General features: G+C 63.7%; 19 protein-coding genes. 5 read left to right on the top strand and 14 right to left on the bottom strand.

Features of this window, described 5'->3' with window-relative positions; translation table 11 throughout:
• Positions 1–69 precede the first annotated feature (69 nt).
• The 8 genes from NDO75_RS17020 to ahaH form a co-directional block, all read right to left on the bottom strand.
• Positions 70–1,485 (bottom strand): ATP synthase subunit B, encoded by a 1,416-nt coding sequence (locus NDO75_RS17020; RefSeq protein WP_310907808.1) that lies wholly within the window; start codon positions 1,483–1,485, stop codon positions 70–72.
• Between the two features lie 2 nt (positions 1,486–1,487).
• The gene (locus NDO75_RS17015; protein ID WP_310907807.1) at positions 1,488–3,251 is read right to left on the bottom strand and encodes an ATP synthase subunit A; all 1,764 of its coding nucleotides are present in this window, start codon (positions 3,249–3,251) and stop codon (positions 1,488–1,490) included.
• Positions 3,252–3,255: 4 nt separating this feature from the next.
• A complete protein-coding gene (locus NDO75_RS17010; RefSeq protein ID WP_310907806.1) occupies positions 3,256–3,585 on the bottom strand; it encodes a V-type ATP synthase subunit F in 330 nt (109 codons plus the stop codon).
• Positions 3,582–4,634: a V-type ATP synthase subunit C gene (locus tag NDO75_RS17005; protein WP_310907805.1), complete on the bottom strand. Its 1,053-nt coding sequence runs from the start codon at positions 4,632–4,634 to the stop codon at positions 3,582–3,584. The genes NDO75_RS17010 and NDO75_RS17005 overlap by 4 nt, the downstream gene beginning before the upstream one ends.
• Positions 4,631–5,212 carry a V-type ATP synthase subunit E gene (locus NDO75_RS17000; protein ID WP_310907804.1) on the bottom strand — a complete coding sequence of 194 codons (582 nt, stop codon included), beginning with the start codon at positions 5,210–5,212 and terminating at the stop codon, positions 4,631–4,633. The genes NDO75_RS17005 and NDO75_RS17000 overlap by 4 nt, the downstream gene beginning before the upstream one ends.
• Before the next feature lie 24 nt (positions 5,213–5,236).
• Positions 5,237–5,509: a hypothetical protein gene (locus NDO75_RS16995; RefSeq protein ID WP_310907803.1), complete on the bottom strand. Its 273-nt coding sequence runs from the start codon at positions 5,507–5,509 to the stop codon at positions 5,237–5,239.
• A gap of 204 nt (positions 5,510–5,713) precedes the next feature.
• Positions 5,714–7,978, bottom strand: coding sequence for a V-type ATP synthase subunit I (locus NDO75_RS16990; protein ID WP_310907802.1), 2,265 nt, complete (start codon positions 7,976–7,978; stop codon positions 5,714–5,716).
• Positions 7,965–8,297, bottom strand: coding sequence for an ATP synthase archaeal subunit H (ahaH, locus tag NDO75_RS16985; protein WP_310907801.1), 333 nt, complete (start codon positions 8,295–8,297; stop codon positions 7,965–7,967). Before ahaH ends, NDO75_RS16990 begins: the two co-directional genes overlap by 14 nt.
• A 157-nt stretch (positions 8,298–8,454) precedes the next feature.
• Here ahaH and NDO75_RS16980 point away from each other — a divergent pair, with 157 nt between their 5' ends.
• Positions 8,455–9,078, top strand: a complete 624-nt coding sequence (locus NDO75_RS16980) for a methyltransferase domain-containing protein (protein WP_310907800.1) — start codon at positions 8,455–8,457, stop codon at positions 9,076–9,078.
• Between the two features lie 32 nt (positions 9,079–9,110).
• Here the strand turns inward: NDO75_RS16980 and NDO75_RS16975 are convergent, their stop codons facing one another.
• From NDO75_RS16975 to NDO75_RS16965, 3 genes are all read right to left on the bottom strand, one after another.
• Complete coding sequence (locus NDO75_RS16975) at positions 9,111–9,605, bottom strand: type IV pilin N-terminal domain-containing protein (protein ID WP_310907799.1); 495 nt, start codon at positions 9,603–9,605, stop codon at positions 9,111–9,113.
• A 76-nt stretch (positions 9,606–9,681) separates the two neighbouring features.
• Complete coding sequence (locus NDO75_RS16970) at positions 9,682–9,897, bottom strand: hypothetical protein (RefSeq protein WP_310907798.1); 216 nt, start codon at positions 9,895–9,897, stop codon at positions 9,682–9,684.
• A 355-nt stretch (positions 9,898–10,252) separates the two neighbouring features.
• Positions 10,253–10,675 carry a hypothetical protein gene (locus NDO75_RS16965; RefSeq protein ID WP_310907797.1) on the bottom strand — a complete coding sequence of 141 codons (423 nt, stop codon included), beginning with the start codon at positions 10,673–10,675 and terminating at the stop codon, positions 10,253–10,255.
• A 400-nt stretch (positions 10,676–11,075) separates the two neighbouring features.
• On the opposite strand from NDO75_RS16965, the gene NDO75_RS16960 reads away from it, so the two are divergent.
• Entirely contained in the window at positions 11,076–12,401 is a 1,326-nt protein-coding gene (locus NDO75_RS16960) for a hypothetical protein (RefSeq protein ID WP_310907796.1), read from the top strand.
• A gap of 34 nt (positions 12,402–12,435) precedes the next feature.
• Here NDO75_RS16960 and NDO75_RS16955 read toward each other — a convergent pair whose 3' ends face one another.
• Both NDO75_RS16955 and NDO75_RS16950 read right to left on the bottom strand, forming a co-directional pair.
• Positions 12,436–13,155 carry a hypothetical protein gene (locus NDO75_RS16955; RefSeq protein ID WP_310907795.1) on the bottom strand — a complete coding sequence of 240 codons (720 nt, stop codon included), beginning with the start codon at positions 13,153–13,155 and terminating at the stop codon, positions 12,436–12,438.
• 191 nt (positions 13,156–13,346) lie between these two features.
• Entirely contained in the window at positions 13,347–14,342 is a 996-nt protein-coding gene (locus NDO75_RS16950) for a radical SAM protein (RefSeq protein WP_310908077.1), read from the bottom strand.
• A 125-nt stretch (positions 14,343–14,467) separates the two neighbouring features.
• Here NDO75_RS16950 and NDO75_RS16945 point away from each other — a divergent pair, with 125 nt between their 5' ends.
• The 3 genes from NDO75_RS16945 to NDO75_RS16935 all read left to right on the top strand — a co-directional run bounded on the left by NDO75_RS16945 (position 14,468) and on the right by NDO75_RS16935 (position 19,282).
• Entirely contained in the window at positions 14,468–16,009 is a 1,542-nt protein-coding gene (locus NDO75_RS16945) for a response regulator (RefSeq protein ID WP_310907794.1), read from the top strand.
• A gap of 291 nt (positions 16,010–16,300) precedes the next feature.
• Positions 16,301–18,034 (top strand): PAS domain S-box protein, encoded by a 1,734-nt coding sequence (locus NDO75_RS16940; protein WP_310907793.1) that lies wholly within the window; start codon positions 16,301–16,303, stop codon positions 18,032–18,034.
• Positions 18,035–18,166: 132 nt separating this feature from the next.
• Positions 18,167–19,282: a DUF373 family protein gene (locus tag NDO75_RS16935; protein WP_310907792.1), complete on the top strand. Its 1,116-nt coding sequence runs from the start codon at positions 18,167–18,169 to the stop codon at positions 19,280–19,282.
• Between the two features lie 5 nt (positions 19,283–19,287).
• Here NDO75_RS16935 and NDO75_RS16930 read toward each other — a convergent pair whose 3' ends face one another.
• Positions 19,288–20,130, bottom strand: coding sequence for a polyprenyl synthetase family protein (locus tag NDO75_RS16930; protein WP_310907791.1), 843 nt, complete (start codon positions 20,128–20,130; stop codon positions 19,288–19,290).
• Positions 20,131–20,155: the final 25 nt, after the last annotated feature.

Genomic DNA, 20,155 nt, shown 5'->3' with positions numbered 1-20,155 from the left:
GCACCCTGATCGGCAGACGGACGGCGAACGGGAGCGCTGAACCGTAACGAGAAAAAGCTCGAGGCGACGTTATTCGGCTTCGACTTCGACGGCTTCCGACTTCTCTTCGCGGTAGTGCTCTTCGATGAGCTCCTCGTCGATACGGTTGAGCTCCGTTTTCGGCAGGTTCGAGAGGAGGTCCCAGCCGATGTCGAGCGTTTCGTCGATCGAGCGGTTGGTGTCGTACCCCTGCTGGACGAACTCCTCCTCGAAGCGGTCGGCGAAGTCGAGGAACTTGTTGTCACGCTCGGAGAGCGCTTCGCGACCGACGATGTTCACGAGGTCGCGCAGGTCCTCACCCTCTGCGTAGGCGGCGTACATCTGGTCGGAGACGTCGCCGTGGTCCTCGCGGGTCAGCCCCTCGCCGATCCCGTCGTCCATCAGCCGGGAGAGGCTGGGCAGGACGTTGACCGGCGGTTCGATCCCCTGACTGTTCAGGTCTCGATCCATCATGATCTGGCCCTCGGTAATGTAGCCGGTCAGGTCGGGGATCGGGTGGGTGTCGTCGTCGCCGGGCATCGTCAGGATCGGAATCTGCGTGACCGATCCTTCCTTGCCCTCGATTCGACCCGCACGCTCGTAGAGCTGTGCCAGGTCGGTGTACATGTATCCGGGGTAGCCACGGCGACCCGGAACCTCTTCACGTGCGGCACCGATCTCTCGCAGCGCCTCACAGTAGTTGGTCATGTCCGTCAGGATGACCAGCACGTGGTAGTCCTGCTCGAAGGCCAGGTATTCGGCCGTGGTGAGCGCGAGTCGCGGCGTGACCTGTCGCTCGACTGCAGGGTCGTCCGCGAGGTTCATGAAGACGACCGAACGCTCGAGTGCGCCCGTGCGCTCGAAGTCGTCCATGAACTCGTTTGCCTCTTCGGCGGTGATTCCCATCGCGCCGAAGATGACGGCGAACTCGGAGCCCTCTTCGCCTGCTTCCTCCTCTTCTGGGACGGTCGCCTGTCGGGCGATCTGCAGCGCGAGTTCGTTGTGGGGCAGCCCCGAGCCGGAGAAGATCGGGAGCTTCTGGCCCCGGACCAGCGTGTTCATACCGTCGATGGCGGAGACGCCGGTCTGGATGAACTCCTCGGGATACTCCCGGGAGTAGGGGTTGATCGCTTCGCCGACGATGTCGCGGCGCTCGTCGGGGACGATCTCCGGGCCGCCGTCGATCGGGTTCCCGGATCCGTCCAGCACCCGCCCGAGGAGGTCCTCGGTGACGGGCATCTTCATCGTCTCGCCCAGGAAGCGAACGGAGGCGTTGCGGTCGATTCCGCCCGTCCCTTCGAACACCTGGATCGAGACGATCCCTTCGCTCGATTCCAGCACCTGGCCGCGCAGCGTTCGCCCGTCTTCGGTCTCGATCTCGACGATCTCGTCGTAGCCGACCGGTTCGTCGACCTCGGCGAACACCAGCGGACCGCTGATTTCCGTGATAGTCTGGTACTCTTTCATTGTTAGTACAGTGCGCGCAGTTGCGTTTCGAGGTCGCTTTCGATCTCGTCGATGAACTCGTCCCACTCCTCGGCGGTGCCCATCCGGTTGAGCCGCGGGGCGGCGTCGACGTCCGTAATCTCCTCCGGCGGCACGCCGGCGTCGAGTGCCTCGAAGGCCTCGTCGTTGAACGTCTTGATGGCCTCGAGCATCCGGTAGGTCTTCTCGGGTTCGCAGTAGGTGTCGACGTCGTGGAGCGCGTTCTGCTGGAGCCAGGCCTCACGCAGGTAGCGCGCGACCTCGAGCGTGAGCTGCTGGTCTTCCGGCAGCGCGTCCTTCCCGACGAGCTGGACGATCTCCTGCAGTTCGTCCTCCTCGTCTAACACGTCGACGGCCCACTGGCGGGTCTCCGCCCAGTCGCCGGCGACGTTGCTCTCCCACCACGGGTCGAGCTGGTCCTTGTACAGCGAGTAGGACTCGTTCCAGTTGATCGATGGGAAGTGTCGACGTTCCGCGAGGTCGGCGTCCAGCGCCCAGAACGTCTTGACGATACGCAGCGTGTTCTGGGTGACCGGCTCGGAGAAGTCGCCGCCCGGCGGCGACACTGCGCCGACGACCGAAATCGACCCCTCGCCGCCGTTGATCAGCTGGAACTTGCCGGCGCGCTCGTAGAACTCCGAGAGCGCGGCCGCCAGATACGCGGGGTAGCCCTCTTCGCCGGGCATCTCCTCGAGTCGGCTCGAGATCTCACGCATGGCTTCTGCCCACCGCGAGGTGGAGTCGGCCATCAGCGCGACGTCGTACCCCATGTCGCGGTAGTACTCCGCGATCGTGATACCCGTATAAATGCAGGATTCGCGGGCCGCGACGGGCATGTTCGACGTATTGGCGATGAGGCAGGTCCGGGCCATCAGCGGGTTCCCGGTCTGCGGGTCGGGCAGTTCCGGGAAGTCCTCGATGACCTCGGTCATCTCGTTGCCGCGCTCGCCACAGCCGATGTAGACGACGATGTCCGCGTCGGACCACTTGGCGAGTTGCTGCTGAGTGACGGTCTTCCCGGAGCCGAACGGACCGGGAATCGCCGCCGTCCCGCCCTTCGCGAGCGGGAAGAGGCCGTCCTGGACGCGCTGGCCCGTCACCAGCGGCTCGGTCGGCGTCTCCTTGTCACCGGCGGGGCGGGCCTCGCGGACCGGCCACTCCTGGTGCATCTGGATCTCCTCGCCGTTGTCGAGTTCGACGACGGTCTCCTCGACCGTGAACTCGCCGGCCTCGATCGACGTGACTTCGCCGCCCTCGTAGTCCGGCGGCACCATGACCTTGTGGTCGATGGTGACGGTCTCCTCGACCGTCCCGACGATGTCGCCGGGCTCGACTTCGTCGCCTTCCTCGACCTCGGGAGTGAACTCCCAGAGCTTCTCGAGGTCGATGCCCGGTGCGTCGACCCCGCGGTCGAGAAACGCCGTCCCCATCTTCTCCTCGAGGACGTCGAGGGGCCGCTGGACGCCGTCGTAGATGGAGTCCAGCATACCGGGTCCGAGGTCGACGCTCAGGGGCTCGCCCGTGTTCTGAACGGGTTCGCCCGGGCCGACGCCGGATGTTTCCTCGTACACCTGAATCGTGGTCAGGTTCCCTTCGATCTCGATGACCTCGCCCATCAGTCCTTCGTCGCCGACGTAGACGACGTCGTTCATCCGGGCGTCGAGGTCCGTGGCGGTCACGACGGGACCGCTCACGCTTTCGATTACACCGTCTTCGTCGACGGATTCGATGTCTTCTGCCTGGCTCATAGTGTTACTCGCTGTCTTCGTCCATCAGGTCGATACCGATCGCTCGCTTGATCTGGTCGCGCAGTCCGCCGCCACCCGTGCCGCTGCCGATGGTGACGACGACCGGCTCGACGCTCGTCTCGACCTCCTGGCGAACGTTGCGCGACAGGTGCTCGAGGTCGTCGTCGTGCATGACGACGATGCCGACGCCCTCGTCTTCGATAACCGTCGTGACGGCGTCGTCGAGCGCTTCGTCTTTGTCGTCGTCCGGCACGTTCTCGAACCGTCTCACTCCCGCGAGGCGGAAGCCGGTCGTAAACTCCGGACTGCCGACGACTGCGATTTCCTGGCTCATAGGATCACCAGCTCCTCTTCGATCTCGCTCTCGTCGAGGCCGACCTCGCGTCCCCGCGCGATCGCACGGATGTTCTCCACCTCGCGCTCCTTGGCGAGGATATACGAGAGAACGGGCGAGATCGAGGTCGGATACACGCTCGAGAGCGTATCCGCGTACTCGAGCAGCGCAGCGTCTAGTGCGTGCTCGAACTGTATAAGGCTATCAGCATCTCGCAGGCGATCGAGCGCCCCCGAGAGGCGGTCGCCGTAGCGCTTGTTGTCGGCGATGTGGTCGACGAGCTCGTCGTACTGGCCGATCAGTCGACTGAGCTCCGACTCGTCGAACAGGACGCCGCCGTCGATGTAGTAGGCGGCGGGGTCGAGATCGGCACCGCTTCGCGCGAGTCGCAACGCGTTGCGCGCGTTCCGGAAGTCGATCTCGGTCTGCAGGAACTCGACGTACTTGGCTTCCGGCCCTTCCTGTGGCCGGCCGAGGTCCTCGAGCAAGCTCTCGTAGAACGCCCGGTCGAGCGCGTTCTCCAGCGGAACGAGCGTCCCGCCCGCTTCGAACTCCTCGTAGGCGTTCTCGAGCGGATCGGCGAAGATCGTCCCGCCGAGGAGTTCGATGACGTCTTCGATCGAGCCGGCCTCGACCAGTCGGTCGATCGTTCGGTCGTCGAGTTCTCCGGCGGGGATGAGGTCCGTCCGGATCGCGTCGGGGTCCGAATCCGTGTAGATCCCACGGATGATCGTCTTGAGGTTCCAGACGTCGAACTTCCGGAGGTAGCGTGCGATGAGGTCGTAGAGACGACCGTTCGCCCACTCCAGCAGATCGTCGAAGTGCTTCGCGAGGTTGCGGTTCAGCGCGTACTCGATCAGGTCGACGCCCGAAAATCGCGTACCGAGTTGGTTGATCTCGCGTTCGTACTCCGTTTCCTCCATGAACCGCGCGATTTCGCTCGGCCCCATCCGGATCAGCTTGCGGTAGTCCTCGTCGGACAGCAGCGCCGCTTGACGCGAGCGAACGCGAGCGTTCACGTATTCCGGATTCGAGGCTCCCGTACTCATTGCTCGAAGAGTCGGTTGCTAATCTCCCGGAGGTTGTCTTCCCACACGTCCTCGAGCACCGTATCGAACGTGTTGTTGATGCGGACGCGGGACTGCTCGCTCTCGGCGACGATGCCGCCGAGGCAGTCGTACTCGCCGGCGTACTGGTACCCGTCGTAGTCGGCGAGGATCGATTCGATCAGCGCCTCGTCGCTGCCCCGGCCGTAGACGTTGACGTCGTCGCCCTCGTCGAACTCGTCGGTGGCCGCCTCGAGCAGGTCGCGAGTGAGCTCCTCGCGGGCGTCGCCCTCGAGGGCGGCGAGTTCCTCTTCGACCGCGTCCCGAACGTCGCCGAGGACGTCGCGGCGGGCCTCCAGGCGTTTCTGTTTCGCCTCCAGCTTCGAGCTGGAGAGTCGCTGTTCGCGCAGCTGCTCGATCTCGCGTTCGACCTCCGCCTCGGCGTTGGCGACGATTTCGTCTGCGTCCTCACGGGCGGCCGACTCGATTTCTTCGGCGCGCGCTTCGCCCTCTGAGCGGATGTTCTCCGCACGCGCGTGAGCCTCTTCTCGAATGTCCTCAACGACTGTATCCAGACTCATTGTAAGAAAGTTCGATGGGACGCTTTAGACGAAGAGCGCGACCAGTGCGAAGATCACGAGCGTCTCGGGCAGGACCGTCATCAGAATCCCGATACCCGGCGAGATGGAGTCCTCGGCGAGCGCGCCGATGACCGACGCCCCGATCCCTCGCTCCGCGTAGCCTGCACCGATGGCCGCCAGACCGATACCGATCGCCGCGGCCGGTCCCTGCTCGAGGATCACGAGCGGTACGGCGGGGGCGATGTCAGCGAAACTGTTCAGCAGGAGTCCGACTTGGAGTAGGATTTCGACTGTCATGTTTGAGTTTCCTCGTGGTTTTGCAACCGGACAGGTGGTACTACTCCCCAGCGTCTTCTTAAAACTTCCCAAACTAAACTGCCGATTTTGGCGTCCTAACCGTTGGTACGCGCCGTCCAGAGGTATTATCCTTTCGATACGAGGAGCAAAATACGCGAGCGGTTACCAACCGAATCGGTAACAAGATTCGGCCGACGGTCGACGTTAGCCGTCGTCGTCGGACCGAATGCCGCCGAAGGGCTCGAACACTCGACCGCCGCCTTCGTAGAACTTGTTGAAGAACTCGACGTACTCGAGACGGATCCCCTGCAGGCCGGCGCTCGTGACCCCGAGCAGGAGGACGACGATGTGGCCGAGGACGAGGATGAACACGCCGATGATGGCCAGCGCGATGCCGCCGTGGAGCAGGCCGCCGAACATCACTTCGGTCACTTCGTGGCCGTGGTAGGTGCCTTTCTCGAGCATGTGCTGTGGCGCGTGGCTGGTGCCGAAGTGCCACTCGGCGCCGGACTCGGTCTCGACGACGTACACCCCGAAGAAGAGCATGTTGACGACGAACGCCATGCCCGCCTTCGCCAGGATCACCGCCGCGATCCGCAGGTACGAGAGGACGTCACCGAGGACGTTGAAGCTCTCGAGGCCGCCGATGATGATGCCGAGGGCGCCGTAGTGTTTGACTTCGCCGTAGACCATCGTCGCGAGCCCGACCACGGCGAGCGAGAGCCCGACGAAGAGCCCCGTCTCCGCGGAGAAGCCGGTGAAGCCGAGCTCGTACGCCGCCTTGGAACCGGTTCCGAACGAGGTGAACAGGAACTCCGGCTTGACGCCTTCGGCGTGGCGACTGAAGATCCAGACCCAGACGCCGATCATCAGTAGCGCCCACGAGCCGTTCTCGAGGAACGCGTCGCCGACGCCGTGGTCGAGATCGTTGATGAAGCCGAAGATGTATCCGAGCGTCAGGTGGACGAGTCCGATGATGACGCTCAGCATCAGCCACGTCTGACCGTACTTCGCGTACACGGGCTGGAGGCCCTTGTGCAGCGGCGGGCTGCCGCCGAAGACGATGTCTCCGAGGAAGTGCATGCCGAAGAACTCGCCGTACAGGATCCCGAACAGCATCGTGAATCCGCCGGCCCAGATACCGATCGCACCGAGGCTGCGGACGATGTCTTCGTCGAAGCGACTGTACAGCAGGTAACCCACAGTAGTGTACAGAATCCCGTAGCCGAGGTCGCCCAGCATGAAGCCGTAGAACGCCGGGAACGTCAGCAGCAGGACGATCGTCGGATCGAGTTCGCTGTACTTCGGCCGGTCGATCAGCCGCAGCAGGAACTCGAACGGCTTCGCGGGGCCGACGTTGTCCTGCACGACCGGCGGTTCGTCGACCATCGTCACGACGCCGCTGCTTGCGGTCGTCGTTCCGCCGTCGGCGGCCACTTCCTGCGTCGCGACCTCCCGTTCTTCCTCGTCGGTCGTCTCGTCTTCACCGCCGGGACCACCGTGGTCGAGCTCCTCCGTGCTCGTCGGGTAGCCCTCGTCGTTGTAGTCCGCGCGGACGAGTTCTTCGATCTCGACGCTGTCGCCGACGGCGTCGTTCAACGCCGCGACGAGCTGATCGTACTCGTCGGTGGGAAGCCACCCTTCCGCGACGAACGCGTGCTCGGTCGTCGCGAACTGCAGCGGCGCTTCCGCCTGCTGCACCTCGATCGTCAGTTCCTCTTCGACCCGCAGGAGGAACCCGGCTTCATCGCGTTTGACCTCCTCGAGCTCCGCGTCGATCTCGTCGAGCTGGGACTCGAGGTCGCGCTTTCGGCTCTCGAGTTCGGAGACGTAGTCGTCCGGACTCTTGTCGGTCTCGGGGACCTCGTAACGGGTGAACTCGAGGCCGACCAGCGCGTCGTCGATCGGGCTGTCGCCGGCGTCCTCGGTGGGCGCAGCCACGACGGCGACGACGTCGCCGCCGGTGAACGTTTCGAACGCCCGGATCTCGTCGGAGTCGGCGACGGCCGCCTCGACGTCCTCGTGGGATCCCTCGCCGACGAGCACGTCGACCGTCTCGTACCCCGACAGCAGGTCGAGGTCGATACCCAGTTCCGCGAAGGGCTCGACGCGGTCTATCTTCTCGTTGACGGTGCGCAGTTCGTCGTTGATCTCGGTCTGGCGGTCGTCGAGTTCGTTGATCCGCGTGCGGATCTCCTCGAGCCGCTCTTCCCACCCGCTCGTGAGCGCTCCCGGGTCGGCCTCGTCGGCCGACAGACCGAGCGTGCTCTCGAGGGCGCGGACGGTCACCAGCTTCTCGGAGGCCTCCTCGGCCCCTTTGATCGGGTTACCGTTGTCGAACGCCTCCCAGGAGCCGTCGTAGTCCGAGAGGTGGACCAGACTCAGCTCGTGAATCGTCTCGATGACCGTGGGCATCACGCCCCTGGAGCCGGCCACCGAGACCTTGCTCATCCGTTCAGGTCTGAGCATGGACGTCCTCCTGGAACAGTTCGACGACGTGGTCGGTCACTTCGTCGATCCGATCCCGGGCGCGCTCGGCGAGCGCCTCTCGCTCGCGTTCGCCCTCTTCGAGGACCTGCTCGCATTCCGCATCGATCTCCTCGCGAGCCTCCTCCAGACGGCGCTCCTTCAACTCCTGCGCCTCCTGTTCCGCTTCCGTGCGAATCTCCTCGGCACGTTTCCGGGCCTCGGCTATTCGCTCGTCGCGGTCGTTCGTTGCCTGTGCGACGATCTCGTCGGCCTCGTCCTCCGCCGACTTAATTCGTTCGAGAACCTCTGGCCTCGGCATACTCTAAGCAGTCGAACGTTTGCCAGAGCGCGTATATGGTAGTTGCGAAAGTCCCTCAGCGCGGGCTCGTCTAGGATGGCCGGTAAGACAGACTTACTCCCGGCAGCCAGCGTCCGGAACAGCAGACATATGCCGATCCGACCGAAACTCTTCGACAATGGGTGTTCTCGAGAACAAGGCCCGCGCTCGACTGTTTTACAAGTACCTCTCGCGGGTCTACGACCGGGTGAACCCCTTCGTCTGGACCGAGGCGATGCGCGCCGACGCGCTCTCACTGCTCGAGTTCGAGGACGACATGACCGTCCTCGACGTCGGCAGCGGCACCGGCTTCGCGACCGAAGGGCTGCTCGAGCACGTCGACGAGGTCTACGCGATCGACCAGAGCGAACACCAGCTCGAACAGGCCTACGAGAAGTTCGGTAAACGTGCCCCACCAGTCCACTTCCACCGCGGCGACGCCGAGCGGTTGCCGTTCGCGACGGACACGTTCGACGTCGTCTGGTCCTCGGGGTCGATCGAATACTGGCCGACGCCGATCCTCGCGCTCCGGGAGTTCCGTCGCGTCCTCAAACCCGGCGGTCAGGTGCTGGTCGTCGGTCCGAACTACCCCGACAACCCGATTACGCAGCGCCTCGCCGACGCGATCATGCTCTTCTACGACGAGTACGAGGCCGATCGGATGTTCAAGACCGCCGGCTTCGAGGACGTGCAACACGCGTTCATGGGCCCACCGTACGATCCGGACGTCGCGATTACGACGATCGGTCGCGCACCCGAGTAACGCTCCGACGCTGTTTGCCTTCGCTCGAGCGCTCAGGTCGCCGTCGTCTCGAGTGTGGCCTCCAGTTTTCCGTCGACCGCGAGCGAGACGGTGACCGAATCGCCGGCAGAAATGCCGGGGCTGTTCGCTCCGGCGACGGACAACCCGGCGCGTTCTCCTGACGTCCACTCCGGATCGGCTCTCGCGTTGAACGGCCCGTCCGGTGTCCCGTCGAATCCGCTTGCGCCCACGAAGGGGACCGGTGGCTGCTGTGAGAGCTCCGTCCCGTTCACTGCGATCGTCACCGACAGGTCCTCGACGTCGATCGCGTCGCCCGCGACGTGATCGATCGTGATCGATGACCGATCCCCGTCGACCGCAAGTTCGAAGCTCGCAGTCGGTTCGGGGGACTCGAGCGCCAGCCCACTGACGCCGAGAGCGACGACAGCTGCCAGGCAGACGGTGAGCGCGAGTAAGACGAGGACACCGATGATCGGACTAACGGCACGTGTAGTACCCGACCGGTCGCGGTCACTCCCTGCGGTCACGTACCGCTTTGGCCGCCCCTTTTCGTATAAACCACTGCATCCTTCAGATCGTGGGCCGGCCTCCCCTGGCCCCGTCTTACCGCGTCACTGTCGCGGTGACGGTCCCGCTTTCCGTTTTCGCCTCGAGTTCGTGCGAGCCGAGAAGCGGGATGACCCATAGCGTTCCGTCGTCGCCAGTTCGACCGACTTCGACGCCGTCGAACGTGACGGTCGCGTCGACGGGCTTGTTGGTTTCTTGGTCTGTTACAGTGATTTCAACTGGCCCGGTCTTGGGTGTTCGGTTCATTGTCATGTTGAGCCCTTTCCCTGTCCGGGGTCCAAGAGATTCCTTGGGGAGCGATGGGGAGGAAATCTCCTGTACCTCTTGATAGACGTTTCCAGTCCCGGCGTCAAGATATATTTATAGACGGCCCTGACTATGGCTAATTTCAGTCCAGTAGTGGTTAGGACTGTTGTCTTGGAAGGGGGGTGAGCCGTGTTCATCCGCCCAAGGATAGAGTTCCATCGTACGTTGAAAGGCCTCTAAATCTTCGAACTGGTCAGTTGCCGTTTTGTCTCGGTTATCAAACCGTGTTGTCTCAACAACATAATCGTTTCCTTTCATCATCGAGAGTTGGTATCCCGTCTGGGACGTTGAGACAACAAGATCATAGTGTGCGTAATTTGTTGTCACTTCTGACAGACGATTCAGACTTTTCCGAATGGGGTGTCTGATGTGAATCTAATAAATTCTTATCCACACGTTTTTGCATTGGTGACATCGAGTAGCTCGATACTCGATCTGCCCTTTGATCTAAGTCCTCAAGCTGTTCCGAAAGCACCGCCGCTTCGTTGTGGTTTCGTAATAGCGTTTGTACCAGTTCTGCTGTTGGCATATCTCCTGCTGCATGCGCCCTCACCGCCTTTCGCTCACGCTGTTCGAGTTCGTTAGCACGTTGCATGAGCTGTTCGTATGCCGTTCGAAGTATCGCTGCTCTCTCCTCGTCGGTGGCGCTATCAAACTCGTCACCGACGATAGCATATTGCTCATGGTCGATTCGGAGGCTATCATCGGCACTGGCAAGTGCCATCCCGAGTCAGGGACGAGATTCGATATATTCGCTTCGCGGACTGCCCGTAAGCTGAAGTCGATTCGTCGAGTTGGTAACCTCATCTTGTACCAATCGCGGGGAAATATCTTGCTGAACGATCGTGTTAGTTTCGTCGCTCATCCCGCTAGTCGGCTTCCCGGCGGCGACGGTTGCCGCTGGCATCGAGAGGACGAGAAGAAACGCGAGGAGGGCAGGGGTCGCGTTGTTCATCGGACCACCGTACGTACTCTGATACAAAAACTGGTCGTCTATCGATGGGAGCGCAAAACTCGTCGTTTTAGGAGGATTCAGAGCTTCTGAGACCGTTCAGAGCCGCCGGTAACGTTTTATTTTTCGATGGAAAGGGTTTTTTCCCCCGGGAAACCACCCGTTGGTACGCATGCGGATTACCACTGCCGCCACACTTGCCCTCGCGGTCCTCCTCGCTACGACCACGCTGGGGGCAGTGGCCGCCACGCCGTCGGCTTCCCCGTCGCCGACGGTCGAGCGGTCCCCGTCAGCGTCGTCTCACCTCTCCCCAGCTCTCGAGCGATCTCACGCCGTCTCGCCCGCGTCGACTACGCCACCGCCGCTCGAGCGGCCCGCTACGTGGCAGGTGATCGAGATCCAGGTCGCCGAAGACGGAAACGCGAAGTGGACGGTCGAAAGCCGTTTTTTGATCGCCAATGATACCGACGAAGAGACGTTCAACGAGTACGCTGCGGCGGTCACGTCCGGCCAACGCGAGGCTCCCTATGATCGACAGCTATTCGCACAGTACGTGGCTCTCGCGTCCGAATCGACCGGTCGCGATATGTCGATCGAGAACGCCGGCTGGGACGAGTCTCGGATCGAACGACTCGAAACCGAGGCCGACGGATCGGCAGGCGACGACGAGGTCCGAGTCGGGATCATCTCCTACTCGTTTACGTGGACGAATTTCGCGACCGTCGACGGTGAGCGGATTCACGCCGGCGACGCTCTCACGACGCCAGATGGGCCGCTGATCCGGACGCTGAGCGACGGTCAGCGTCTCGTCATCGCACCGCCGGACAACTACGGCTTCGTCGACGCCCCGACTGGCACGGAAAACGGGGCGCTCGTCTGGGACGGACCACATCGCTTCGGCGCTGACGGACTCGAGATCACGATCCTTCGTGGTGCTGGTCCGGCCCCGTTTTCGGGCTGGAGCTTGCTGATCGGGGGGTTCATTGCGCTGACCGTTCTCGTCGGTGCTGGGAGCTATTTCCTCGCGCGGCGGGGGGTCACAATCGATCGGTCCCTTCCGTCCGATCGGATTCCATCGTTCGGATTCCTCGAGGCGATCGGCCTCGCGGAACGGTTCGGTGACCGCGCGGACGCCGGCGAAGATCGCCGCCGTACTACGGCCGAGGGCGACGGCGGAACAGAGACGGTTCCGAGCACGACGATCGAGTCGCCCCCTCCGGAGCGGTCCGAGACCGGAACTCAGCTCGAGTTCGAGGAAGCTGCCGACGACGGGATCGATCCGGAGCTGTTGAGCGACGAGGAACGCGTCCTCCGTCTCCTCAAGCAAAACGGCGGCCGGATGAAGCAGGCGTCGATCGTCTCCGAGACCGGCTGGTCGAACGCCAAGGTCTCACAGCTCCTCTCGAAGATGGACGACGACGACGAGATCGAAAAGCTCCGGATCGGGCGGGAGAATCTCATCACGCTGCCGGGAGTCGACCCGACCGCGGTCGACTGATCTCGGCGGCCTCGCGTGTGGGCGGCCGGACAGCTCAGTTTTCCGTGGCCGTGGTCCCGTCACCGTCGGCAGTCGCGCCGTCGGAACCGGCGTTTGGATCGTACTGGATCTCCGTTCCCACGGCGTCGTAGATATCGTCCCAGTCCTTGTCCTCGTCCATCAGGAAGACCTCGACGGTCAGCGGGCCCGAGCCGAACTCCTCGATCCCGGCCGGTCGGACGTCGATGTGGAACGTGCCGTTGTCTGTCATTCGAACCTCGCCTGTGCGCTCGACGATCTTCTGTTCGTCCTCGTTGATCTTGACGAAGAAGTACGGCTCGCCCACCACGTCGCCGTGTTCCGGCGGATCGACGTTCTCCATGCTCGTATTGGCGACGACCTCGAGGTTGAACTTCGAATAGCCGTCAGTACCGTTTTCGGGTGTTTTGTCGACGAACCGGACGCTCTCGATCCGATCCTGATGCTTGTGCTCGAGGGGGCGATTCGGTTCCTCGGGTGGGGACCAGGTCGCGTTCGCAGTGTCGTCACCGTCGTCTGCGCCCCCTCCATCACCGTCGCTTGCGTTCGACGCCGTCCCGTCCGCTGGGTCGGTTTCGCCTGACGTCTCGTTCGAGTCACCGTCACCGAGGGGTTCGGTTTTTTCGCTGTCAGTTTCGTTCGGCGACGTGTCCGCCTGTGATCCCCCGAAGGCGCTGCACCCCGAGAGGATCACGAGCAGTGCGACCGCGACGATAGCGGCGTTTCTGAATTGCATCGTAGCCCCTCCTTCCGAGACGGTCGCCATTATTACAGCCTCGATAAGCGGCCCGTCGACGTTCGGCGACACATGGGGTACAAATGGCACTACTGCGGTCGTTTCCTCTTGTTTCACGCTGCGGGACGATTACTAAGGGATGCTAAAGCGACGAAGACGAACCCGTTCCGCCCTGCGGTCGCTCGCGGCGGCTACGCCAACGGCGTCCGCTCGACGACCTGGCCGTCGTAGGTCGGGTACTGCTCGACGATTTCCCCCTCCTCGAGGTCGCCTTCTTCGATCATCTCCTCTAAGAGCCACCAGGCGACTTCGACGTGCTCCGTTTTGACGGTGTAGAACTCCTCTGGGACGCCGAGCGCCTCGAAGCGGTCGGGGTCGGCGTACGTTTTGCCGTAGACGAGCGTGCCGTCGTCGGTGACGTCGTCGAACTCCCGGCGCACGTTGCGGGCCATGCGCTTGAGACGACGGCGGTGCTGGGCCGCGTCCTTGAAGACGGACGTACAGAAGTAGACCCGCTCGTGGTCGCCCATCACGTCGAGGATATCCTCGCGCGAGCCCTCGACGGCGCTCATGTGGTCTTCCTTGAGCTCGAAGCCCTGCTCCTGCATCCGCCGGTAGTTGCCCTGGGACATCTCGAACTCGTTGACGTTACAGAACTCCGCCGCGCCCTCGTCCAGAAACTCGAGGAACTCCGCTTCGGCGCGGATGCCGGGAATCTCGAACGCGGGGGTCAGTCCCTCTTCGCGGGCGATATAGAGGATATCCTCCCATTCGGTGCCGTGGAGATCGCCCCACTGCTCGTAGGGCGGATGGAATCGAATCTCGTCGAGGCCGGCTTCCGAAAGGCGGCGCATGTTCTCGCGACCGCCGGTGATGCCGGTGTAAAGGTGGGTGTGGTGGTCCTCGCCGAATTCGTCTTTCAGGAGCTCGAGGTAGTGGCAGGTCCGATCGAGCGCCTCCTGGGGCTCGCCGCCGGTGATCGAGGTGCCCAGCGCGTCCATCCGCTTGGCCTCGGTGAGGACGTCCTCGTCGCTTTCGACGAGCCGTTCGTTCGCGTAGATGTCGGTGACGTTCTTGCGGTTCTCGCCGAGCGGGCAGTAAAAGCAGTCGCGCTGGTCGCAGTAACCGTAGACAAAGAGGACCATCTTGCCGCCTTTCGCGCACTGCTCACAGCCCTTCGAGATCATTCGAGAGAGCATACCCGGCCGAGCCTCAAAAGCCGTGCGAAACGGGTCGGACCGTAGCGAGCGGAACGATGACGTGTCGCAGCCACATTCTTATTATATTGTGGTACCTTACGGTCGCCCATCGAATGCCCCCCGGGATCCACGTTCTCTGCGTCGATGACGACCCGGACGCCCGCGAACTGCTGGCGACCGTTCTCGAGCGGACCAGCGACGATATCGACGCGACGACCGCAAATAGCGCGGCCGAGGGGCTTGCAGTGCTCGACGACGACGCGACGGTCGACTGCATCGTCAGCGATTACGATATACCCGAAATGAACGGTCTCGAGTTCCTCGACGCGGCTCGTGCGCGGGATCCCGAGATTCCCTTTCTCCTGGTTACCGGGAAAGACCCCGCAGCGATCGCGAGCGAGGCGCTCGCGGCCGGCGTCACCGACTACTGTCGGAAAGGGGGGACCGCCCAGTACGAACTGATCGCCCACCGAATCGAACGCGCCGTCGAACAGCGCAACGCGGAACGGGAACTGCGCGAATCCGAGCGTGAGCTCGCGCGGCTCGAGCAGATCGTAGACCTCGCGCCGACCGCGCTGTTCATTCTCGACGCCGACGCGACGATCGTCTGGTGTAACGCCGAGTTCGCCGACGCGTTCACCGAGGAGCGTGCGGAACTGGTCGGAATGGCGTTCCCCGAACTCGTCGAACGGGGCTACTACGACGAACGCGTGACCACCAGATACGCCGACGAGGTCCGAGGGCTGCTCTCCTCGCACACCGACCGTGACCGCGCGAAGTACCAGGTTCAGTTCCGCTCGCCCGACGGCGGGGTGTTAACTCACGACGTTCACACGGAACTCCTCCCGCTCGACGACGGTGCGTTCACCGGCACGATACACGCCATCCGTGATGTTACCCGCCGGCGTCGCTACCGGCGCGAACTCGAGCGCCAGAACGAGCGGTTAGAAGAGTTCGCAACCGTCGTTTCGCACGATCTCCGTAATCCACTGAACGTCGCGCAGGGCCACCTCGAGCGGCTCGAGAGCTCCCTGTCCGAGCAGTCGTCCGACGGGAGCGGGGACGGATACGATGGCGACGCCGAGGGTGTACTTCGGGCGTCCGTCGGGCCGCTTCGCCGCGCGTTCGAGCGAATGGACGAACTGATCGAGGACCTCCTCTCGCTCGCTCGCCACGGCCGATCCGTCGACGACCCCGAACCGGTCGACCTTCCGTCGCTCGTCCGCGAGGCCTGGGACGTCGTCGACACTGCCGATGCGACCCTCGACTGTTCGGTCGACGGAACGATCAGCGCCGACGCGGGCCGTGTGAAGGCGCTGTTCGAGAACCTCTTCCGGAACGCGATCGAACACGGTGGCTCGGATGTCACCGTCACTGTCGGACCACTCGAGGCCGGCGTCGAGGACCATCCGTCGAAGACCGGGTTTTACGTCGCCGACGACGGCCCGGGACTCGAGGCCGACGCCGACGAAATATTCGAGTTTGGCCGGACGACCGCGGCAGACGGCACCGGGTTCGGCTTGGCGATCGTCGAGGGGGTCGCCGAGGCACACGGCTGGACCGTCACCGCTTACAGCGACGAAAGCGGTACCCGATTCGAGGTGCGTGGCGTGACCGTTCCGCGAGACGTTTCACAATCTCGAGACTCGGCGTAGCGACGCAGTTCAGTGTTCAACGAGGCTATCGACGGTGCAACGCCGCCGGCCCACATTGGCCTATAGACTTAATTGGTCCGACTCCTACATATCTCCCGTATCGATGGTAGACTCATTTCGAGTCCTCTGGGTCGGTGACAGTCAGGAACCGACCCTGCGGGCGCTCGACCGCGGGTCCGATGGGGTCACCGTAACGTCTCTCTCTCTACGCCGGCCGAGGCGATATCCCGTCTCGAGCAGGACGAGATCGATTGCGTCATCACCGGGATCGAATCGAGCGGCGCGGCCGAGATGGACGGCGTCGAGTTTTGTCGGACCGTCCGCGATCGCGCGCCGTCCTTGCCGCTGATCGTCTGCGTCGATGAGGCCGGCGACGGCGCCGAGGAAGCGATCGAAGCCGGCGCGACCGACCTCCATACGCTCTCGAGCGGGAGCGAGGGAGCCGAACTACTGGCCAGTCGCATCGAACTCGCCGTCTGCCGCGACCGAGCCGAGACGGAAGGCAATCGAGATGCAGCCGATGCGACGGCTGATCGGTCCGATGACGGCGCTGCGGTCGATGCGCGAGAGTCATCGCTCGTCGAGACCGAACTCACCTCCGTCACCGAACTCGACCGCTACCGGTCGTTCGTCGATCGGGTCGCCGATCCGATGTACGTGCTCGACGAGCAGGGACGCTGTATCGTCGTCAACGACGCGCTCCTCGAGTACACCGGCTACGAACGGGACCAGATCGAGGGGCGACAGGTCGGCGAGTTCATTAGCGATCCCGCATACGAGACCGCGACGACGACGATCGAGCGTCTCTACGAACAGAACGACAGCAGCCGAGACGCATTCGAGGTGCCGATCCGAGCGGCCGACGGTGAGACGCGGATCGGCGAAGCCCACATCACGGTTATCACGACCGATTCGGGCGACTACGCCGGTTCCGTCGGCGTCATTCGAGACATCACCGAACGCAAGGAACGCCTTCGAGAGCTCGGCCAGTACAAGGCGATCGTCGAGATTGCGCCGATCGGCCTCCTCGTCGTCGACGAGGACGGCCATATCATCTGGCACAACGAGGAGTTCACGGACGATCTCGGTATCACCGACAGGGTCCTCGTCGGAACGGATTTCGCGAACCTCCAGACGGAGGGATACTTCCCGAACGCCACTCTCGAGAACTATCTCGAGCGGGTGCGACACCTGCTCTCCTCGGAAAACGACGACGATCAGGTCGCCTACGAGGAGGAGTGGGTCGGCGACGACGGCGAACGCGGCATTACCGAGGTCAACATGGGGCTGTTGCCCCTCGAGGACGGCGAGTTCGCTGGCACCGTCTACGCGTTCCGAAACGTAACCGACCGGATCACGTACCGGGAGGAACTCGAGCGCCAGAACGAGCGCCTCGAGAAATTCGCCAGCCTCGTTAGCCACGATCTGCGTAATCCGCTGAACGTCGCGCAGGGGCATCTCGACCTGCTCGAAACGAAGTGTGACGACGAGTCGATCGACGAGACGCGGTGGGCGGTCAACCGCATGGAGGAACTCATCGACGACCTCCTCGCGCTCGCTCGGTACGGGCGGACGGTCGCCGACCGCGAACAGATCGAACTCGCGGAGCTCGCCGAAGTGGCCTGGGCCGGGGTCGACACAGCAGACGCGACCATGATAGCGAACCTCGAGGGGACGATCACCGCCCACAAGGGACGCGTCCGGGAACTCCTCGAGAACCTCTTTCGAAACGCAATCGATCACGGTGGTGAGGACGTCACCGTCACGGTCGGTCAGTTCGATCTCGAGTCCGAACAGGCCGGATTCTTCGTCGAGGACGACGGCTCGGGGCTACCGGACAGCGACGATATCTTCGAGTTCGGCCACACGACGGCCGACGACGGTACCGGACTCGGGCTGGGCATCGTGACCGAGATCGCCGACGCACACGGCTGGGGTATTAGCGCGTACAGCGGAGACGACGGTGGTGCCCGCTTCGAGATCCGCGGCGTCACCATCCTCGACGGGGAACAACCGACCGGCTAACGGTGGCCCGGGAATTCGATCCAGCGTCGGCTCGTCTGCGTCGGACCTATTCCCGTCGGCTCTCTCGAGACCGTTCGCGGCGTTCTTTCTCCCCCAGAAGACGGAAATACCTCGCGGTCGAACGTTCGACCGATGCTGCTGGTCCTCTGTGTCGACCTCGACGACGACCTCGGCCGGAAGACCGGGTTTTCGACGCCGGTCATCGGTCGCGCCCCCGTCGAGGAGGCGGCCGTCGCCCTCGCGACCGCGGATCCGGAGGACTCGGACCTCAACGTCATCTTTCAAGGGTTACACATCTACGACGACCTCGCCGAACGCGATGAGAGCGTCGAGGTTGCCGTCGTCACCGGGAACGACGAGGGCGACGTGAGCGCCAACCGCGAGGTCGGCGACGAGGTCGACACCGTCCTCGCGAGCCTCTCGACCGCGGAAGACGTCACTGCGCTGGTCGTCACCGACGGCGCACAGGACGAATCCGTCATCCCCATCATCCGCTCGCGGGTCCCCATCGACGGCGTCCGACGAGTCGTCGTCCGGCAGGCCCAGAACCTGGAGTCGATGTACTACACGATCAAGCAAGTACTGGACGACCCCGAAACGCGCGGAACGGTGCTCATCCCGCTTGGTATCCTCCTGTTGATCTACCCGCTCGCGCTGATCGGGACCGTGTTGAACATGCCGGGAATCGTCCTCGGGACGACGTCCGCGCTGCTCGGCTTCTATCTCATCTCGCGCGGACTCGGCCTCGGCGACCGGCTGGACGCAGCCGTCGAACGCAGTCGCCGCTCGCTGTACGCCGGCCGGACGACGCTGCTCGCGTACGTCGTCGCCGCCGCCCTGTTCGTCCTCGGCGGCGTCAGCGGAGTCGACACCCTCGAGGGAGTGCAGCGATCGACAGCCGGCGATGTGGGGGTTCCCGTTATGCTCGCCGCTCTCGTCTACGGCTCGGTCCACTGGTTCGCCGCCGCCGGCCTCACGACCAGCCTCGGCCAGATCACCGACGAGTACATCGCCGGCTCGCTCGAGTGGCGCTACCTCAACGCGCCCTTCTACGTGCTCTCGATCGCGGCCGTTCTTCACGCGGTGAGCGCCTTTTTCCTGGACGAGGTCGGCATCACCTACCTCGCGGCGGCGCTGACGGCGGGGACGCTGCTCGGCATCGTGAGCACGCTCACCTTCGCCGTCGCGGAGTCTCGATTTTCCGATGCGGATCGGGAGGACGGGACGCGAGGGGCCGAACGAGTCTGACCGACCTACCGATCGCGCTCGACGACGAACTCCGCCAGCTCGAGCAGATAATTCCGGGCCTCGGCATCGGCGACGTCGACCCGATCGAGGGCATCGATGGCCCGGTCGGCCTCTGCTCTGGCGTGGGCGTTCGCTTCCTCGGGTGAGAGATCGGTCACCTGGACGACCGACGGGCGCTCGAGGGCGGCGTCGTGGCCGGTCGGCTTGCCGAGTTCCTCGGGATCTGCGACGGCATCTAACACGTCGTCTCTGATCTGGAAGGCGATACCGACGCGTTCGGCGTACTCCCCCAGCGCGTCGACGGTGGTGGGATCGGAGTCGGCGGCGATCGCGCCGAGTTCGGCCGCGGCGCGAAACAGTGCGCCGGTCTTGCGGCGAGCCAGCGTCATGTACTCCGCTTCGTTTGCGGGTTCGGCCGAGAGTTCGGTCGCTTCGCCGACGCCGAGTTCGACCATCGCGTCGGCGACGACGCGGGTGGCGTCCGGATCGGCAGAAAAGAGTGCGAACGCTTCTCCCAGAAGGCCGTCGCTGGTGATGATCGCCGGCCCGTAGCCGAACTCGGCCCAGGCGCTGGTCGTCCCGCGGCGGAGTTCCGAGCGATCGATGATGTCGTCGACGACCAGCGACGCGGTGTGAACGAGTTCGATCCCGACGCCGAATTCGACCGCGTCCTCGGCCCGCCCACCGACCGTCTCGCAGGCCAACAGCGTCACCATCGGCCGAACGCGCTTCCCCCCGGAGAGCGCGGCGTGACGAACTTCCTCGGAGAGCGTCTCGGGTTCGACTCCCTCGACGACTTCGACGAGACGCTCCTCGATCAGCGCCCGTCGGCGCTCCAGCAGTTCCATCACCCGGGCTTAGGATGGGGTAGAA

This window comes from Natrinema sp. 1APR25-10V2 (assembly GCF_031626495.1).
Classification (GTDB): Archaea; Halobacteriota; Halobacteria; order Halobacteriales; family Natrialbaceae; genus Natrinema.
This window is presented reverse-complemented; position numbering and strand designations above follow the sequence as displayed.

Coding starts and splice junctions, on each gene's coding strand:
- NDO75_RS17010 (WP_310907806.1), bottom strand. CDS start 3,585: ATGAGCCAGGAAATCGCAGTCGTCGGCAGTCCGGAGTTTACGACCGGC.
- NDO75_RS16995 (WP_310907803.1), bottom strand. CDS start 5,509: ATGACAGTCGAAATCCTACTCCAAGTCGGACTCCTGCTGAACAGTTTC.
- NDO75_RS16950 (WP_310908077.1), bottom strand. CDS start 14,342: ATGATCTCGAAGGGCTGTGAGCAGTGCGCGAAAGGCGGCAAGATGGTC.
- NDO75_RS16935 (WP_310907792.1), top strand. CDS start 18,167: ATGCTGCTGGTCCTCTGTGTCGACCTCGACGACGACCTCGGCCGGAAG.
- NDO75_RS16990 (WP_310907802.1), bottom strand. CDS start 7,978: ATGCTCAGACCTGAACGGATGAGCAAGGTCTCGGTGGCCGGCTCCAGG.
- NDO75_RS17020 (WP_310907808.1), bottom strand. CDS start 1,485: ATGAAAGAGTACCAGACTATCACGGAAATCAGCGGTCCGCTGGTGTTC.
- NDO75_RS17000 (WP_310907804.1), bottom strand. CDS start 5,212: ATGAGTCTGGATACAGTCGTTGAGGACATTCGAGAAGAGGCTCACGCG.
- ahaH (WP_310907801.1), bottom strand. CDS start 8,297: ATGCCGAGGCCAGAGGTTCTCGAACGAATTAAGTCGGCGGAGGACGAG.
- NDO75_RS16960 (WP_310907796.1), top strand. CDS start 11,076: ATGCGGATTACCACTGCCGCCACACTTGCCCTCGCGGTCCTCCTCGCT.
- NDO75_RS16940 (WP_310907793.1), top strand. CDS start 16,301: ATGGACGGCGTCGAGTTTTGTCGGACCGTCCGCGATCGCGCGCCGTCC.
- NDO75_RS16955 (WP_310907795.1), bottom strand. CDS start 13,155: ATGCAATTCAGAAACGCCGCTATCGTCGCGGTCGCACTGCTCGTGATC.
- NDO75_RS17005 (WP_310907805.1), bottom strand. CDS start 4,634: ATGAGTACGGGAGCCTCGAATCCGGAATACGTGAACGCTCGCGTTCGC.
- NDO75_RS16930 (WP_310907791.1), bottom strand. CDS start 20,130: ATGGAACTGCTGGAGCGCCGACGGGCGCTGATCGAGGAGCGTCTCGTC.
- NDO75_RS16980 (WP_310907800.1), top strand. CDS start 8,455: ATGGGTGTTCTCGAGAACAAGGCCCGCGCTCGACTGTTTTACAAGTAC.
- NDO75_RS16970 (WP_310907798.1), bottom strand. CDS start 9,897: ATGACAATGAACCGAACACCCAAGACCGGGCCAGTTGAAATCACTGTA.
- NDO75_RS17015 (WP_310907807.1), bottom strand. CDS start 3,251: ATGAGCCAGGCAGAAGACATCGAATCCGTCGACGAAGACGGTGTAATC.
- NDO75_RS16945 (WP_310907794.1), top strand. CDS start 14,468: ATGCCCCCCGGGATCCACGTTCTCTGCGTCGATGACGACCCGGACGCC.
- NDO75_RS16965 (WP_310907797.1), bottom strand. CDS start 10,675: ATGGCACTTGCCAGTGCCGATGATAGCCTCCGAATCGACCATGAGCAA.